Annotated in this window: 15 protein-coding genes; 14 read left to right on the forward strand and 1 reads right to left on the reverse strand. The window is 37.8% G+C overall.

The window, feature by feature from the left end:
- Positions 1 to 202: 202 nt before the first annotated feature.
- Positions 203 to 1,027, reverse strand: coding sequence for a universal stress protein (locus LKL37_RS15555; RefSeq protein ID WP_431611425.1), 825 nt, complete (start codon positions 1,025 to 1,027; stop codon positions 203 to 205).
- 229 nt (positions 1,028 to 1,256) lie between these two features.
- Here LKL37_RS15555 and LKL37_RS15560 point away from each other — a divergent pair, with 229 nt between their 5' ends.
- From LKL37_RS15560 to LKL37_RS15625, 14 genes are all read left to right on the forward strand, one after another.
- Positions 1,257 to 2,375 carry a sensor histidine kinase gene (locus LKL37_RS15560; RefSeq protein ID WP_431611426.1) on the forward strand — a complete coding sequence of 373 codons (1,119 nt, stop codon included), beginning with the start codon at positions 1,257 to 1,259 and terminating at the stop codon, positions 2,373 to 2,375.
- A complete protein-coding gene (locus tag LKL37_RS15565; protein ID WP_431611427.1) occupies positions 2,372 to 3,136 on the forward strand; it encodes a LytR/AlgR family response regulator transcription factor in 765 nt (254 codons plus the stop codon). The genes LKL37_RS15560 and LKL37_RS15565 overlap by 4 nt, the downstream gene beginning before the upstream one ends.
- Positions 3,137 to 3,409: 273 nt before the next feature.
- Positions 3,410 to 4,531 (forward strand): efflux RND transporter periplasmic adaptor subunit, encoded by a 1,122-nt coding sequence (locus LKL37_RS15570; protein ID WP_431611428.1) that lies wholly within the window; start codon positions 3,410 to 3,412, stop codon positions 4,529 to 4,531.
- 29 nt (positions 4,532 to 4,560) lie between these two features.
- Positions 4,561 to 7,719, forward strand: coding sequence for an efflux RND transporter permease subunit (locus LKL37_RS15575; protein ID WP_431611429.1), 3,159 nt, complete (start codon positions 4,561 to 4,563; stop codon positions 7,717 to 7,719).
- On the forward strand, positions 7,706 to 9,121 hold the full coding sequence (locus LKL37_RS15580) for an efflux transporter outer membrane subunit (RefSeq protein ID WP_431611430.1): 1,416 nt from the start codon (positions 7,706 to 7,708) through the stop codon (positions 9,119 to 9,121). The genes LKL37_RS15575 and LKL37_RS15580 overlap by 14 nt, the downstream gene beginning before the upstream one ends.
- 258 nt (positions 9,122 to 9,379) lie before the next feature.
- The gene (locus LKL37_RS15585; RefSeq protein WP_431611431.1) at positions 9,380 to 9,958 is read left to right on the forward strand and encodes a DUF4840 domain-containing protein; all 579 of its coding nucleotides are present in this window, start codon (positions 9,380 to 9,382) and stop codon (positions 9,956 to 9,958) included.
- A 106-nt stretch (positions 9,959 to 10,064) separates the two neighbouring features.
- Positions 10,065 to 10,631: an RNA polymerase sigma factor gene (locus LKL37_RS15590; RefSeq protein WP_431611432.1), complete on the forward strand. Its 567-nt coding sequence runs from the start codon at positions 10,065 to 10,067 to the stop codon at positions 10,629 to 10,631.
- Entirely contained in the window at positions 10,624 to 12,009 is a 1,386-nt protein-coding gene (locus tag LKL37_RS15595; RefSeq protein WP_431611433.1) for a porin family protein, read from the forward strand. The genes LKL37_RS15590 and LKL37_RS15595 overlap by 8 nt, the downstream gene beginning before the upstream one ends.
- Positions 12,010 to 12,050: 41 nt before the next feature.
- Positions 12,051 to 13,013: a T9SS type A sorting domain-containing protein gene (locus LKL37_RS15600; protein WP_431611434.1), complete on the forward strand. Its 963-nt coding sequence runs from the start codon at positions 12,051 to 12,053 to the stop codon at positions 13,011 to 13,013.
- Between the two features lie 478 nt (positions 13,014 to 13,491).
- Positions 13,492 to 13,881: a hypothetical protein gene (locus LKL37_RS15605; protein WP_431611435.1), complete on the forward strand. Its 390-nt coding sequence runs from the start codon at positions 13,492 to 13,494 to the stop codon at positions 13,879 to 13,881.
- Positions 13,882 to 13,980: 99 nt separating this feature from the next.
- Positions 13,981 to 14,865, forward strand: a complete 885-nt coding sequence (locus tag LKL37_RS15610; protein WP_431611436.1) for a DUF3347 domain-containing protein — start codon at positions 13,981 to 13,983, stop codon at positions 14,863 to 14,865.
- Between the two features lie 31 nt (positions 14,866 to 14,896).
- Complete coding sequence (locus tag LKL37_RS15615; protein ID WP_431611437.1) at positions 14,897 to 15,553, forward strand: DUF3347 domain-containing protein; 657 nt, start codon at positions 14,897 to 14,899, stop codon at positions 15,551 to 15,553.
- A gap of 2 nt (positions 15,554 to 15,555) precedes the next feature.
- Positions 15,556 to 16,017 (forward strand): heme-binding domain-containing protein, encoded by a 462-nt coding sequence (locus LKL37_RS15620; protein ID WP_431611438.1) that lies wholly within the window; start codon positions 15,556 to 15,558, stop codon positions 16,015 to 16,017.
- Positions 16,018 to 16,027: 10 nt separating this feature from the next.
- Positions 16,028 to 18,322 carry a multicopper oxidase domain-containing protein gene (locus LKL37_RS15625; RefSeq protein ID WP_431611439.1) on the forward strand — a complete coding sequence of 765 codons (2,295 nt, stop codon included), beginning with the start codon at positions 16,028 to 16,030 and terminating at the stop codon, positions 18,320 to 18,322.
- Positions 18,323 to 18,507 lie beyond the last annotated feature (185 nt).

Below are 18,507 nucleotides of genomic sequence, written 5' to 3' on the forward strand. Positions count from 1 at the left end.
TGTTTTAGAAAAATATTCCAGTTGAGCTCCTCAAAATAGAAAAATCGGGCTCTCGGTTTATTTGTAAATCTTCTGGAATTGTACATGAAAAAAACAGGACCGGAAATCAATTTTCCGGTCCTGTCAAACAAGATTAAGTGTAAAATTTAGCCTTTAAAGGCAAAAAGGATAATTCAAATTGAGAACAGATTTTTATTGATTCTTAATCTATGTTTAAGGGAATTGACAGTAGTGGTATTTTATTTTTGTAAGCCATAATAGCTGTTTTACTTCGATGGAAAAGAGACTCCACAAGGTTATATTTGTACGGAACCATTGTCAGAAGATCAGGATTGGTAAGTCTTATTTCCTCTTCAATAGCCTTGATGACCTCGATGGATTGAATCATTTTAAAACTATACTTAATGTCATCCAGATCATATCCGGAGTTCAGATCAATATCATGAATAACCTCAGCAAAATCTTCTAGGCTTTCACTTACATTGAATACCTCAACCTCGGAATTAAATTCATTAATAAAATAATAAATGTCATTCATGGCAGACCAGGTCATACTTTTGTGAATGTCATAAGCAAAAAGAATCTTCCTGATTCCTGTATATTCTATATGGGCCGGAACAATGAGTATAGGTTTCTTTATTTTATGGATTGCCCTTGTAACACTATTTCCTAAAAGCTTTTGCTCAAGCGTTTTTTCTGCCATTCCCATCACAACAAAATCGCATTCGTTGAGTTGTATACAACTTTCAAGCTCTTCAATAAAATTACCGGAAGCCAGATGATGCGCAGTTTCTATAGCATACAATGTATTAAGTTCAGCAGCTTTGTCTTCCAGCTTGTTTTGATTTTTAAGCGTTTGAGTGTAGAAAAAATCAGCAGAGGCTTGTGCATTCAAAGCATGAATAGAAACCGTTTGCAGATTAAAAAGGATAATCCTGTAATTATTCTCTTTAGCTATAGATGCTGCATAATGAGTCGCATTTTCGGCTTCGTGGGAAAAATCTGTGCAGACAATTATTGTTTTCATTGTACCGGATTTAATACTGCAAAACTATGGTACACAGCGGTTCACTGGCTGTAAAAATAGGGTGACATTGCATAAAATGATGATGAAATGTCTTTTTAAGGTGATGAACCGTCACATCCATTTGAACGCTGCTATTTTACGTTTCAGGTACGGTTTTGGCGGTCTCGTCTAAAATAGGAGGTTATCGTCTAAAATCTATTTCTATATTTACATTCATAAAATCCCGGATATGAATAGGATTTCTACCATAAGGAAAAATATAGTACGGAATAAGAAGATTCTTTCCACCATGAAAAGAAGGCTCGTAATCTGGGCTGTAGCAGTGGTCACCTTCTGTGTTTTTTCCTACCTTATTGATCCCTTTGATCCTGTTTGGAAAGGATATCTGGACGCTCCAGTGAAGATGATTCTGGAAGACGCCACCTGGATTATTCTTTTTTCCATCATTATTTCAGAGGTAAGTATATTTATAGATAGGACGCTCAATAAGTGGCTTCCCTGGAGCAACAGAACCGTAAAACGACTGTTTATTCAGTGTTTGCTCCAAATCGTGGGAAGTGTCATGATTGTGATCATTATTAATGCCATTGTAGACTGTACTTCAGTGACATTACCCGAAATGGACTCCCGAAAAGAATATACACTCCTGGGGCAATGGATCGCAACCAATATTGTAATATCATTGATTATCAGTGCTTTTAATACCGTAGATTATTTATTGGAAAACTGGAAAAAAACAGCAGTAGAAGCCGCCCAGCATAAACTGAGGGCTTCCAAACATAAGCAGGCAGCTATGGCGGCAGAACTCCAGGCGCTTAAGCTTCAGATAGATCCCCATTTTATTTTCAATAACTTAAGTGTACTGTCAGAACTTATCCTGGAAGATCAGCAGCTAGGCTATGATTATTCTGAGAAGTTTGCAAGAGTATACAGATACCTGTTAGTCAATTCCAAAAAAGATATTATTGCAGTAGAAGAGGAACTCAAATTTTTAGAATCCTACATCTTTCTGATTGAAAAAAGAATTGGTGAAGGTGTTATATTCAAAATAGATATCCAGGAAGAATACAGATCAAGATTTACCCTGCCGCTGTCTTTACAATTACTGGTTGAAAATGCTATTAAGCATAATCAGACCTCTAAAATAAATCCTTTGGAAATCCATGTTTTTACAAACGCTGAAGGAGAATTAGTCGTTTCTAATACGTTTTTACCTTTGATCAATAAGCCGGATTCCTCAGGAGTAGGACTTACCAATATTATTGCCCGGTACGAAATTTTAGGATATCCTAAACCTGTTATCGAAAAAACTGAACATAAATTTATTGTAAAACTCCCATTGATATGAAGATTAATAAAGTTTTAATAGTTGAAGACGAAAGACCCAATGCCGACAGGTTAAAAAGACTGTTGTTGAAGCTAAGACCCCATATTGAAATTCTGTCTGTGGAAGACTCAATAACCTCCACAGTACACTGGCTTGAAAATAATGTTGTTCCGGATGTTATCATGATGGATGTACGCCTTGCGGACGGCCTCAGCTTTGAAATATTCAATAAGCATGAAGTTAAAAGTGCCGTTATTTTCACTACAGCCTATGATGAATATGCAGTACAGGCATTCAAATACAACAGTGTAGATTACCTTCTGAAGCCCATTGAAGAAGAAGAGCTGGATGCTGCTTTAAAGCGCTACGAAACCTTTATGGAAAGCGTTCCGGTAGTAGGATCAGCCATTGAAGGACTGCTGAATTATATTCAGCCGAAAGATTACAGAAAACGTTTTCTGATCGCTCACAGAGATGGATACAAAACCGTTCTGGCAGAAGATATTCTATACTTTTATACTGAATTGGGAATCAGCAAAGCCATGCTGAATACCGGAGTAGTAGAGAATGTACCTCAAACCTTGGAAGAGCTTGAAAAACAGTTGGACCCTAAATTCTTTTTCCGGGCCAACAGACAATTTATCATCCATATCAATTCCGTAAAGCAGATTTTTAATCATTTTAATGGAAAATTAAAGCTGGAACTGAGAAAACAGCCTGATATGGAAGTGATTGTAAGCCGGGAAAAAGCTTCCATTTTCAAATCCTGGATGGACTATTAATTCTTTAAAAATATAAACGAGATTGCTTTTACCTAAGGCAATCTTTTTTTTCGTTTTACTTGTGAAATACATTAATTTCTCCTTAATGATTTCACTCTTTTTTTCACCCGAAAATCTCTTTTTTATCACAATTATAAAGGAAAATAGCTGTTTTCCTTTCATTTTTGGTATCATACGCTTCACCTGCAATTAACGACACTTCACCCAACTTCTGAATGAATATCACTATAAGATGAAGTTATTTTGCTCCTGTAAAATTTAAAAACCAATGTTATGAATTACAGAAAAGGATATCTGGTACTTTCACTTACTGCAGCAGCGATACTTTATTCGTGCGGTTCCGGAAACGGGCAGGAAAACGACCAGCAGATGCAGCAGGCATTGCCCACAGATTTTATCCAGGTGAAGTCCGGAGATGCAGACGTGTCTACAGGATATCCGGGAAGCATAGAAGGGCAGGACAATGTAGATATTAAAGCACAGGTGACAGGCTATCTGGAAGCAGTATATATCAAAGAAGGACAGTATGTAAGTAAAGGACAGACCCTTTTCAGAATAAATCCATCCGTATACAACGAGCAGGTAAACACCAATGCTGCCGCTTTGAAATCAGCCATAGCAGCACAGGAAACAGCAAGACTTGAGGTTGAAAAGCTGAAACCTCTTGTAGAAGGAAAAGTAGTTTCTGATATGCAGTTGAAAACCGCACAGGCAAGCTATAAAGCAGCATCGGCACAGGTTGCACAGGCACAGTCATCATTAGGATCATCAAAGATTAATGCCAATTTTACGTATATCAAAGCACCGGTGAGCGGATACATAGGAAGAATTCCAAATAGAGTAGGAAACCTCATCAGTCCTTCAGATGCATCACCTCTGACAACACTTTCAAGCATAAACAGCGTGAATGTGTATTTTTCAATGAATGAAGCTGATTTTATTTCACACAGCAAAGCGTCTGCATCAGGAAATACTGTAGAAAATGTAGAGCTTATCCTTGCAGACGGTTCCACCTATTCTCTTAAAGGAAAACTGGAAAATGCCAGCGGAAACTTCGACAGAAATACCGGAAGTATTCAGATGAAAGCTGTTTTTCAAAATCCGGATAAATTATTAAGAGCGGGAGGAACAGCCAGAGTCATGATTCATAATGCGTTGAATGGGGTAGTCAAACTTCCGAAAACATCCGTGAAAGATATTCAGGACAGATTCTTTGTCTATAAACTGAATGGTAAGGATAAAGTGAAAATGACTCAGATTACGGTTTCAGGAAGTACGTCTCAGGATTATTTTATCAAAGAAGGCGTGAGTGCAGGAGACAAAATCGCCATCAACAGAATTGATGCCCTTACAGACGGAGCACAGGTTGTGGCGACAACAGTTCATTTGAAATAGTTGTATAACCATTCTTAGAAAATTCAAAAATGTTAAAAAAGATAATAGACCGTCCGGTACTGGCAACAGTAATATCCCTTATCATTGTGATTTTAGGGATCATAGGATTAAACCAGCTGGCAGTGACCAGGTTCCCGGATATTTCTCCGCCTACGATTACCGTTTCAGGATCGTATCCGGGAGGAAATAGTGAAACTGTGATCCGTTCCGTGGTAACTCCGCTGGAAGAGCAGATTAATGGAGTGGAAGACATGGAATACATGAAATCCACAGCGAGTAATGATGGTACATTCTCCATCTCCATTATTTTCAAGCAGGGAGTGAATGCCGATCAGGCAGCGGTAAACGTACAAAACAGAGTACAGCAGGCCACTCCGATACTTCCGCAGGAGGTAGTGAGAATGGGATTAACCACCTCTAAGCAGCAGAACAGTATGGTGTTGATTTTCAATATTTATACTGAAGATAATAAGCAATACGATGAAACTTTCCTTCAGAACTACGCGAATATCAACCTTATTCCGCAGGTTAAAAGGGTAAAAGGAGTAGGACAGGCCATGGTTTTCGGATTGAAAGATTATTCCATGAGAATATGGCTTAACCCTCAGAAAATGTCATCCTACGGACTTGAACCGGCAGATGTTTCCAGAGCCATTGCAGACCATAGCTTGGAATCTGCCCCGGGTAAATTGGGGGAAGAATCTGATGCTGCCTTAGAATATGTGATCAGATATAAAGGAAAAAAGAACAAGCCGGAACAATATGAAAATATTATTGTTAAAAATACCGGAAGCCAGGTCATCAGGCTAAAAGATGTAGCCCGTGTAGAATTCGGAGCCATTTCCAATACAGGAGACAATCTTTCCAATGGGAAAAATGCAGTTACTGTAGCGATTATGCAGACTACAGGATCTAATGCTAATCAGATTGAAATAGGGGTAAATAAAGCCCTTGATCAATTATCAAAATCATTCCCTCCCGGGATCAAATATACGAAGGTAATGAGTACCAAAGAAAGATTGGATGAGGCTACAGGACAGGTAAAATCAACTTTGATAGAAGCATTTATCCTTGTATTTATCGTGGTATTTATATTCCTGCAGGATTTCAGATCTACGATTATTCCTGCAGTGGCGGTTCCGGTAGCCATTATCGGTACCTTCTTCTTCCTTCTGGTTTTAGGATTTACCATTAATGTATTGACACTTTTTGCCCTTGTACTGGCCATCGGGATTGTAGTGGATGATGCCATTGTAGTGGTGGAAGCTGTTCATAGCAATATGGAAGGGACGGATCTTTCAGGAAGAGAGGCCACTCACAAGGCGATGAGTGAGATTACAGGAGCGGTGATTTCAATCACATTGGTGATGTCGGCGGTATTTATTCCAATCGGATTTATGTCCGGTTCAGCAGGATTATTCTATAAGCAGTTTGCCTATACATTAGCCATAGCGATCATTATTTCAGCGGTTAACGCATTGACTTTAACCCCCGCTTTATGTGCTGTGTTTTTGAAAAACAACCACTCAGGAGAAGATAAAAAATCAAAAGGATTCGGGCAAAGGTTTGCGGTAGCATTCAATGCAGGATTTAATAATATGACCAACCGTTATGCAAAAGGAGTACGTTTCTTAATAGGACGGAAATGGATTGCAGGAGGATTAATCGTAGCCGTTATCGGTGTTGCAGGATGGCTGATGTCAAGTACACCTAAAAGTTTCGTGCCGATGGAAGATGACGGATTCTTCATGTACACTTTAAGCATGCCTCCGGGAACAGCATTGACTAAAACTACGGAAGTTTCCAACAAAATCAATGAAATCTTAAAAGGAGTAGATGCAGTACAGGAAAATACTTCCATCACAGGCTACAACCTTCTTAGTAACAGTGCAGGACCGGCTTATGCGATGGGATTTGTTAAACTGAAACCTAAAAAAGAGAGAGGTGAAGTTCAGGATATCCAGGAAGTGGTAGATATGGCGAGTGCAAAATTGGGAGTCATCAAAGAAGGAAGTGTAATGACCTTTAGAATGCCTCCGGTAGAAGGATATGGAATGACGAATGATGCTGAGATCGTACTTCAGGATCGTATGGGAAGAGATCCTCAGGTTCTTAAAGCGAAAGCAGATGAATTGATAGGTCAGCTGATGAAGGTTCCGGAAGTGGCATTTGCTTACACAATGTTCAGGGCAGATTATCCTCAGATGGAACTTGAAGTGAATGAAGATAAAGCAAAACAGCTTGGAGTAAGCATTTCAAGCTTGTTGGGAACCGTTCAGACCTATTTCTCAGGAGATCAGTCTCAGAATTTCTCGAGATTTGGGAAGTTCTATAGAGTGAATATTAAGGCGGATGGAGTTTTCAGAATGGATGAGCAAGCCTTCAATGATATTTTCGTAAAGAACGACAAAGGAGATATGGTGCCGGTGAATACATTGATTACTTTGAAAAAAGTCTATGGCCCGGAATCTGTTCAGCGTTACAATCTTTACAACTCATTAAATATCAACGTATCTCCAAAACCAGGAGTAAGTAACGGAGAATTGATGGGCAAACTGGAACAGACTTTAAGCAAATTGCCATCTGATTACAGCTACGAATGGACTGGATTGAGTCTGGAAGAAAAATCTGCAGGAAATCAGACAATTGCCATCTTTGGACTGTGTTTGCTTTTTGTATATCTGCTATTGGCAGCTCAGTATGAAAGTTACATTCTTCCTCTGGCAGTAATGCTTTCGATCCCAACGGGAATTGTAGGAGCGTTCTTAGGAATAAAAGCGATCGGGCTGGATAATAATATCTATGTACAGGTAGGATTGATCATGCTTATCGGTCTTTTGGCCAAAAACGCGATCCTGATTGTAGAATTTGCCATACAAAGGCGAAAAGCAGGACTTTCGATTCTGGATTCTGCACTGGAAGGAGCAAAGGCGAGGTTACGTCCGATTATCATGACTTCATTAGCCTTTATTGTGGGAATGATTCCGCTGATGATTTCTACTGGAGGAATGGCTTCAGGAAACAAATCCATCAGTACAAGTGCTGCAATTGGAATGCTGAGCGGAGTGGTTTTAGGAGTTTTTGTAATTCCTGTACTCTACATGTTCTTTCAGTATCTGGATGAGAAATTCTCTACCAAAAAGAAATATAATACGATAGAAAATCAATTGACAAATGAGAATATTTAATATAAAGAATTTCCTTATTTCAGGCGCAATGGCATTACTGCTGATGTCTTGTGCCGTAGGGAAAAAATATACAAGAACAGATCTTCAGGTTCCCGAAACATACAAAGAATCTGTGCAGGTAACAGGAGATACCGTAGTCCTTCCGTGGAAAACTTTTTTCAAAGATCCTAAACTGATTGGTTTAATAGACAAAGCCCTTTCAAGAAACAACGAAGTGAATGTCGCTTTGAAAAATATTGAACAGCTGGATCTGATCTACAAACAGGCTAAGCTGGGTCTGATGCCAACATTAGATCTTACAGCAGGTGCCAACAGAAGCTGGGCATCCACCAATACGCTTAACGGCTCTTTGAACGAACAGTTTGTCGGTACAAAATATATGGATGATTTCAGTGCAGCACTGAGACTTTCCTGGGAAGTTGACATCTGGGGAAAAGCTAAAATGCAGAAAGAATCCGCGGCGGCAGAGTATTTTGGACAGAAAGAAAACTTAAATGCTATTAAAAGCAGAATCATAGTTCAGGTGGCTCAAGCATATTACAACCTTATCAGTCTGGACGAACAGCTGAAAATAGCAGAACAGAATATTGAGCTTAGCAATAATACGCTCAAAATGATGAATCTTCAGTTTACAGCAGGACAGATTAATTCATTAGCCGTTCAGCAATCCGAAGCGCAGAAGAAAACAGCCGAGTTGCTGATCCCTTTGGCGAAGCAGAATATTTCTATCCAGGAAAATGCTTTGAGTATTCTTTGCGGAGAGTATCCAGCCAAAATTGAAAGAGAAGGAAATCTGAAAACAATGATTCCCGAAAACAAACTGTCAGAAGGGTTACCTGCACAACTGCTAAGCCGCAGACCGGATCTGAAAATGGCAGAGTTTAACGTAATCAGTTTAAATTCCAAAACCGGATTAGCAAAAGCAGCGATGTATCCAAGTATCAGCCTGAGCCCGCAGATTGGAGTGAATTCCAATAAATTCAGCTCATGGTTTGATATTCCGGGATCTATTACCAAGGCAATCGCCGCAAATCTGGCAGCGCCGATTTTCCAGAAAAAGCAATTGAAAACAGCCTATGACACGGCTTTGATTGAACAGGAAAAAGCAGCCATTAATTTTAAACAATCTGTAATGACTGCCGTGGGAGAAGTCTCAGACGCGATGGCGAAATCCAATGGTTCTTCAGAAAGGCTTCACCTTTTGGAACAGAGAACAGCTATTCTGGACAAAGGAATTAATGATGCACTGAAGCTGTATAAAAGTGGTATGGCAACCTATCTTGAAGTCATCACTGCCCAGAACAATAAACTGCAGAATGATCTGGAAGCCATTAATGTCACTCTTGAAAAGTTAAATGCTGAGGTAGATCTGTACAGAGCGCTTGGTGGAGGAATACAGTAAAATATAACAGGTAAAATAATAAAAAGGAAGCTATGTCATATAGTTTCCTTTTTTGATGTTTTATCCAAGATGGATATAACTTTATTTTTACAATAGGTATGGAATTTGTAGAGAAGTGATGAAATTTTATCTCCATAAAATCAATTGGTTATGAAATTTTTATTCTTTTTTAAAAAAATATATGCAAGATTTTCGCAAAACAGGATTTATATAGATGAGTACTCGAAAATAAATAATGTTTAACGAAAAAGTAATGCAATGAAAAAATTGACAGTACCCCGATTTTTTATAACAGTTTTAATGGTTTTAGCAGGATTTACTCTATCCGCATGCAATGATAATGAAGGTCCGGATATTCCACCTGTAAAAATGGAAAATTTACCAGGAAATTATAAAGGAAAGCTGGTTATAGTACAGGGAAATAGCAAAAGAGAAGGAGTAAAAGAGTTTAAAGTAAAAAAAGATACAATCTCATTTGCTGAATTTCCTATCGAAGAAATTGTAAAAACGGTAGTGAAAAACCCTGTAAAAGCAGAACAGGCATTGAAATCGATGGCAAAAGTAAAGTATGATCTTAAATATGCAGCAGTGATCAATACAGCGAATAATGTAATAGAGCTTACCTTTACCCCGAAAACAATGGAACTTCAGATTCCTGTAGACGGTGTTAATAAAAAGACCATTGTAGAATTTGTCTCTAAGCAAAAAGGATATTATGTAGGTTTGGATCAGACACTTAGGTATGCTCTTACAGCAGAAAAAATTACAGTAGATGGTACATTGGTTACCCCATATGAGGTGATTGATTATAATTTCCCATTCTGTATTAAAAATTAATTAATAGATATGATCATTAATGGATTGCACTTTATCAATAAGATGCAATCTATTTTTGCTTGACAGTTTTATAGCATCTCACCGGATACGGAGGCAGCAGCATTATATGGAAGAAAGTAAAGAACAGATTTTGGTAAAGCACCTTCTGAAAAAGGAGGAAGCTGCCTGGAAAGAGCTTTTTGGAGCTTATTCCAGAAATCTGTCCTATGTATGCTCCCGTTATCTGTCGGAAAAAGAAGATGTGCATGATGTACTCCAGAACAGTTTTATCAAAATGTTCCGTTCGATAGAATCTTTTGAGTACAGAGGAAGCGGTTCTTTAAAAGCCTGGATGACACGCATCACCGTGAATGAATCTTTGAAGCATATAAAACAGAAAGGAGATTTTACATCTGCTGTAGAAGTAGATGACCTTCCGGATATTCCTAATGAAGAAGAGCCGGATTTTGAAGAAATTCCGCGTGATGATATTATGATGATGATCAGAGCTCTTCCTGATGGCTACAGAACAGTTTTCAATCTGTATGTATTTGAGGAAAAAAGCCATAAAGAGATTGCCGTACTTCTGGGAATAGCAGAAAATTCCTCTGCATCACAGTTTCACAGGGCAAAAGGACTGCTTGCTCAGAAAATAAAAGAATTTAAAATGTCAAAAAAAGCACAATATGAATAACGAATGGCTAAATAACCTGCGAAGCAGAATGGATGACCATGAAGAGGACGTTCCGGAAGGGTTGTGGGATGACATTAAAGATGAATTATTTTCCGGGGAAGAAAACAACATCGTTCCTGGTTTTATTCCTGAAGTTCAGGACGGTGAAGCGAAGAAAGATATAGGAAGAAAAACCTTATTCTACCGAGTTGGAGGAATTGCAGCAGCCATTGCCATATTGTTTTTGCTGACGAAAATATGGCCTCAGAATGATCCAGAAAGAAGAATGTCTCAGAAATCCGAAGGTGTGAGAAATGAAGAGGAAAAAAACTCTTTAAAACCTATAGAAACAGAACAGAGCCCAAGCAATGATATAAAATCAGGAACAGAAGCTTTTTTAGCAGACAATATATTAAACACAGGATCTACGGAGAAAATTGCAGCACAAAGATATGCCGAGAGGAGAGGAGAAAATCAAGTTGAAAACAACCAAAAAATCAAGGATATATTCAAACTTCCGTCAGCATCAGAGTCTTTTCAGAAGGAAAGCAAAGTTGCTTATAATGTGCCTTCTATTGATGATACAGTAAAAGAAACTGCCAAAGAACAGACTTCTGATGAGGTTCTTTTTAAAGAAGAGAAATCAAAGGAAGTCTATGCTGAAAATGCCAAACACGGTACCTCAAAATCCCGCGATAAAAAATCATGGATGCTGAGTTTGCTTACAGGAAATATGGCCTCCAATTCTGCAGAACAGCAGTTTCCGGGCTATGCTTCTATCACAGGAAAAGCAATGAATGTAGAGCAGGTATTTATGGCATCCGATTATCATGATGATCCCCTGATGGCCATATTATTGGCCAATCAGAGCCAGCCGGTAGAAGCTAGAATCAGACATAAAGTGCCGGTCACATTCGGATTGTCTCTTTACTATAATTTAGGAAAAAGATGGGGAATCGGAACAGGTCTGAATTATACCAAACTGGCTTCTGAACTGCATTCCGGAAGTGATAACAATTATATAAAAGGAGATCAGACGGTTCATTATATAGGAATTCCCGTTCAGGTTAACTACAATGTTATTCAGAAAGGGAGGTTTACGGGATATATTACAGGAGGAGCACTGGTAGAAAAGCCTATATCAGGAAGTGTTACAACAAGTTATATTGTTAATGACGAAGTGAAAGAGAGCTCCAAAGAGCGTCTTGATCATAAACCCTTTCAGTTTTCTGTGAATGCTGCGGCAGGGCTTCAGCTGAAGATTGTTGATAAAATCGGAGTGTATGCAGAACCGGGAATAGGATATCATTTTAAGGAAGAAACGGCTCCCAATACTATTTATAAAGAGAAACCCCTTCATTTTAATATGAAATTCGGGATCAGAGTACTGTTGGATTGATGTAGAGGATTTTTAGCAACACCAAACTTAATAATCTATATATGAAAACAAAACTAATTTTTTTAGTGTTTTTATTATTCACCATTCTGAATATAAAAGCACAGTGTACTCCTACAATTACCAGTGCAAGACTCGGGCAGAAATATCCGGGAACAATTTTATTCTGTGATACGGAAGATGAGGTTCTTTCCACAGTACAGGGCTATGGAAGTTATCAGTGGTATAAACAGGAATGGACCTGGCAGACTCCTAATAACAACCCATGGATAGCCATTCCGGGAGCTACATCACAACAGCTGACCATTACCGGGAATGACCAGTTGAATTATTTTAAAGTTAAAGTTACAGACGGCGATTGTATCGCGGAAAGCCCTGCCGTATTTGCAGATGGATTTGTCTATGGTCTCCCAGCAATGATGAGCACCTATACTCCCGGAACTTATCAGGACAACGGAGGAATAATGAATGTGTGCAATGGTGCTTCTGTACAGTTTGATAACATATTTCCTGTTGTTTATGGCAAGCATACCTGGTTCAAATGTGTGCCCAGCAGTAATCCTCCTGTAATAGGAGATCCCTGTATCATCCCGGGTGTGGTAGGAGCTGCTTATGTAGCCACAAGTTCAGGAAAGTATGGATTTTATGCCTGTACGGAATATTGTCCGGATCAGTGCCAGATGTTAGATCCGTTTGCTTTTGTGGAGCTGAACTTCGGGAATTGGGAATTCTGCAGCAATTTAGGAACAGGAGAAGTAAAAAGTAAAGACAATAGTCTGAAAATTTATCCGAATCCTACAGCACAGCATCTTTATATCGGGAAAGAATCAGATAAAATCTATAAAGAAGTGATCATTATTGATATGTCCGGGAAACTTGTTCTGAAGAAAAATGATCACAGATATAATCAGGCGATTGATGTAAGCGGTCTGGTACCGGGAAATTATATTATTGTTTCTAAAAGCGCAGATGGAACAGAATACAAAAATAGATTTATAAAAAAATAGGATTATAAAATCTGAAGATGTTAAAGAATTGATTGTGGGAAGGAAGAATGGATGCCGGAAGAGGGATGTTTCTTGTATTGAAGAAGAACTAAAGTATTTTTTACTTTATGCTCAATAGATACATTTCATCCTTGTTAATCTAATGACGGTCATAATTACCCCCAAAAAGAAATTTCCTCTTTTTGGCATCCGGCTTCCTGACTCATTATTTAATTTTTTTCAGTATTCAGACGAAGTAATCATTTTCGTTAGTTTTTAATAATGGTTGGGTCGGTACAAATCTCTTTGTACCGATTTTTTTATTATTCTACGACTAACGGTACCTTAGCTGTCGTAAGTTTTCCGTGGAAAATTTTGATGTGATTTCTTTGTTAAAAGTACCAACCTATTTTCGTCAATAAATCAAACTTTTATAAAATTTCACAAAAATAATTTCATAAAAAAAGATATAAATGATAAAAATTGTAACTTTGTTTCGTTGAAAACTTATAACAAAAATATTGGTCACATTCTTATCCTATGCCTGGTGCTTTTCTTAGTGCCGAGTTTAAGTTTTGCCTGTACCAAGAAAAATATAAAAAAGGATGAAACCTTGGGTTATAAGTGTCAAACCAGCACCTTTTCTGAAAAATTCTGCTGCCAACCGGGGTTTTGTAAAAAAGACAGAGAACATAATGACTGCAATGGCAAATGCAAACATAATTCTTGCCGATGTGGAACTGTGATCTCATTAGCAGGACTGCCTGTTATGTCTGATCTAAAAATCAAAAATCATTTCATAGAAGAAAAGAAACTTAAATTTAGTTTCAGCCAAACCTATTATTCTTCAGGTTTTTCTTCCATCTGGCAACCTCCCAAAATAGGGTAACTCCTGGTTTAACAGCCAGAGATATGTCTTGTCGAAAGCAAAATTTTTGTTTTCGGACAATCTATTGTATTCCAAATATTAATTTTTAAAAATCAAAAAGTGAAATCAATATCAAAAATATTGATGGTAATCACTGTATTACTATCATACACGATGAGTTTTGCACAGCTAAAAAATGCGAAAACATCTACCATAAAAATATATGGTAATTGTGACATGTGTAAAACCAATATAGAAAAAGTAGGTAATCTAAAGAATATCTCATCCGTAGAATGGAATGAAGATACCAAAATGGCTACACTGACTTATGATGCGAAAAAAACAAATGAAGATGAAATCCTTAAACGCATTGCTTTAGCCGGTTATGACAACGAAAAATTCTTAGCGCCGGATGATGTTTATAATAAATTAGCAGGCTGCTGCCAGTACAAAAGAGAACTAAAACCTGCAAGGCCAGATAAAGATCAAGGGATGAATATGAATAATGAACATACCAATCATGATCATAGTAAAATGAATCAGCTCAATAGCTCTGAAAATAAAAATACGTCTCAGCTTAGTATGGTTTTCGACAATTATTTTGCTTTAAAAGATGCTCTTGTAAATACTGATGCGGGAACCTCATCGGCAAAAGCCGCCTCTTTGGTAAAATCCATTCAGAATGTTGAAATGAGTAAGCTTTCCAATGAAGAACATACCGTTTGGATGAAAGTTTTAAAAGAACTTACAGCACATGCAGAAAAGATAGCAGCTACTAAAGACATCTCAAAACAGAGAGACACTTTTGCACTTCTGTCTGAAAACATCTATGCCCTTACAAAAGTTGCAAAACAGGAACAACCGATTTATTACCAGCATTGTCCCATGTTTAATAATGGAAAAGGAGCGAACTGGCTTAGCAAAGAAGAAGCGGTCAAAAATCCATTTTATGGAAACAAAATGCTTACCTGTGGCAGTGTTCAGGAAATCATCAATAACAAATAATAAAGAAACTTAATCAATAAATATCAATACAATGAAAAATATAGTTGTATCAATCATCATATCAACAACTGTAGCAGCAACAGCAGTTTCATGCAAGCAGTCTCAAAATAAAAACAGTGAACTAAAGACACAGGACAGCACATCTGTATCTGATACAAAGACATTACCATTACATGATTCAGCAGCATCTGCTGAACAGGTAAGCGCTCCGGTTCAGAAAACTGAAACGGTTAAAACAGAGGCTCAATCCCCAAACTTTTTTACCATTGATCCTATTATTAAAGAGTATTTAGCTCTTAAAAATGCATTAATAGCCGATAATGACAAAGGTGCATCCAATGCAGGAAAACAATTACTGAATACCTTAAAGAATGTAGATATTAAAAGCATTCCTTCCGGAAAGCAAAAAGAATATAAAGAAATAGCAGATGACGCCAGGGAAAATGCTGAACATATCGGTGATAATGCAGGAAAAATTGACCATCAGCGGGAACATCTGGCTTTTTTAAGTAAAGATGTTTCAGACCTTATCACATTATTTGGCAGCTCTCAAAAACTGTATCAGGATCATTGCCCTATGTTTAATGACGGAAAAGGAGCGGTATGGATCAGTGAAACCAAAGCCATCAAAAATCCATACTATGGAAATCAGATGCTAAACTGTGGTTCTGTGAAAAAAGAGTTCTGAAAATGAAACAAATACTAAAAAGAATTTTGGTATTTGTTCTGTTCGTTTTTATTGCAATACAATGGTATCAGCCCGCCTTTAATGTAAATAAAGGCGAGGCTGCTGCAAAAGATTTTACAAGATTGTATAAAATGCCGGCTGAAGTAAAAACTTTGTTTCGGAATTCCTGCTATGACTGTCATAGTAACAATACCGACTATGCCTGGTACGATTACATACAGCCCACAAGAATGCTTGTAGAAGACCATATTAATGAAGCAAAAGATGACCTGAATTTCAGCGAATGGGAAAGCTATTCAAACCGAAAGCAGGAAAGATTGCTGAATTCAATAAAAGAACAGATTGTAAACAGAAAAATGCCATTATCGTCATATGCTCTAATGCACAGTAAAGCAAAACTGAGTGATGATGAAATTAAAAAGATAACCGATTGGTTAAACGCACAGAACAAAGCTTATGAATAAAAATAGTACAATGAATATACCTCACAATATCACGATAAAACTACTTCAGGCAGTTTTGATCTTCTTCTGCTGGCAAAGTCTTTTTGCACAAAAAGTAGTACGATATGAGCTGTATGTAAAAGATACACTGGTTGATTACGCGGGGAAAGAAAAAAGAGCCATATCAGTTAACGGACAGATTCCAATGCCAACTCTTACCTTTACAGAAGGAGATATAGCGGAAATTGTGGTACATAATCAGCTGAAAGAGAGTACATCCTTACATTGGCATGGGGTGTTTTTACCCAATAAAGAAGATGGAGTGCCATGGCTGACCCAAAAACCTATAAAGCCGGGAGCTACCTATACCTACCGTTTCCCGATTATTCAACACGGAACACACTGGTATCATTCACACTCTGGGCTTCAGGAACAGATCGGGATGTATGGAAGTTTTATCATGAAAAAAAGAGAAGATGACAAAACCTTCAGAAAAGAGATTGATGATCTGCCTACAGTTCCCCTTATTTTAAGCGAATGGACCAACCTGAATCCAGACAACATCAACAGGATGCTGCATAACGCCAACGATTGGGCTGCCATTAAGAAAAATGCGACGCAGTCTTATGTAGAAGCCATTAAAGAAGGACATTTTAAGACGAAGCTGACTAATGAGTGGAAACGTATGCTGGCCATGGATGTAAGTGATGTGTACTATGATAAAGTGTTAATCAACGGAAATCATAGTACAGATTTAAAAACCGTTGATGGCAAAAAGCTAAAGGCAGGAGATAAAGTGAGGTTACGAATATCAAATGGTGGAGCTTCCTCTTATTTTTGGCTTCGCTATGCCGGAGGTAAAATTACCGTTGTAGCCAATGATGGAAACGATGTGGAACCCGTAGAAGTAGACAGACTGATTATTGCTGTTTCTGAAACCTATGATATTGTGATAACAATTCCTCAGGATGGTGTTGCCTATGAGTTTTTAGCCACTACAGAAGACAGAACTCAATCTGCAAGCTATTTTGTAGGGAATGGAATAAAACAGCTCATTTCTCCTCTTCCTAAACTTAAATATTTTGAAGGAATGAAAATGATGAATGACATGATGAAAATGAATGGAGATCTGAATGATATGGGAATGAAAATGAGCCTTAACCAAATGGATATGAACGTTGTCATGTATCCTGAGATCACAGGAGATGGCCGCCGGAAGCAGGATCACAGCCAGCATAATATGAATGCAGATAAAGGGATGAATAAGGAGATGAACATGGATGGCAACAGGTATAATGCCAATGCTTTAGGTGATATTAAAACCCTGAATTATGCCATGCTGCAATCTCCTTATAATACAGAACTTCCCAAAAATGCTCCGGTAAAAGAATTAAAATTTACCCTCACCGGAAATATGAACCGTTATGTATGGAGCATGGATAATAAAATCTTATCGGAAACCGATAAAATCCCGGTGAAAAAAGGAGAAATATTACGGATTACCATCTATAATAATTCCATGATGAGGCACCCGATGCATTTGCATGGCTTTGATTTCAGAGTGATTAACGGAAAAGGAGAAAAGTCCCCCCTGAAAAATGTACTGGATGTTATGCCAATGGAAACCGATACGATTGAATTTCAAGCCAATGAAGAAGGAGACTGGTTCTTCCACTGTCATATCCTTTATCATATGATGGCGGGAATGAACAGGGTTTTTGCTGTGGATGATTATAAAAATCCGTATTTGCCAGATAAAAAAGAGGCGTATAATATGCTTCAAAAAGAAAGCAATATGCCTCATTTTATGATTCAGAATGATTTTGCAACCAATGGAAATGACGGGGATGCAATGCTTCAGAATGCAAGATGGAATCTTTCTACAGAATGGCGTTTAGGATACAATGATATGCATGGATATGAAGTAGAGACCCACTTAGGAAGATATATCGGAAAAATGCAGTGGTTGATGCCGTTTGTAGGATTTGACTTCCGCTATAGAAAAATGGGAATTGATGAACAGGAGAAAAATATCTTTGGACAAAAGAACGAAAAAGATACCCGAAGAGCAGTGAGCTTAGGATTCGTGTATACTCTTCCGATGCTGGTCAACTTTCAGGCAGAAGTATATCATGACGGAATTGTTCGTTTGCAGCTGATGAGAGAAGATATTCCAATCTCAAAACGATTGAGAGGAGGTTTTATGGTCAATACCGACAAAGAATACATGACCGAACTGAAGTATATTCTTAATAAAAATGTGAGTATTCGTGCACACTATGACAGTGATATGGGTTGGGGAGCGGGAATATCTTTAGCTTATTAATAAAAACCAAATAGCAGGTGTAAATTATTTATTGGTAACAACCGGTAATTAATAAGAAATACATACAAAATTTTCCAATACAAGAAGCAGCTACATATTAGCTGCTTCTTTCTTTTTATAGGATTTCCCGATATGAAAAATAATACATGATTTTAGAATATTTTTTTAATAAAAAAATGTTACGA

This window comes from Chryseobacterium sp. 'Rf worker isolate 10', assembly GCF_050753305.1.
In the GTDB taxonomy this organism is placed as follows: domain Bacteria; phylum Bacteroidota; class Bacteroidia; order Flavobacteriales; family Weeksellaceae; genus Chryseobacterium.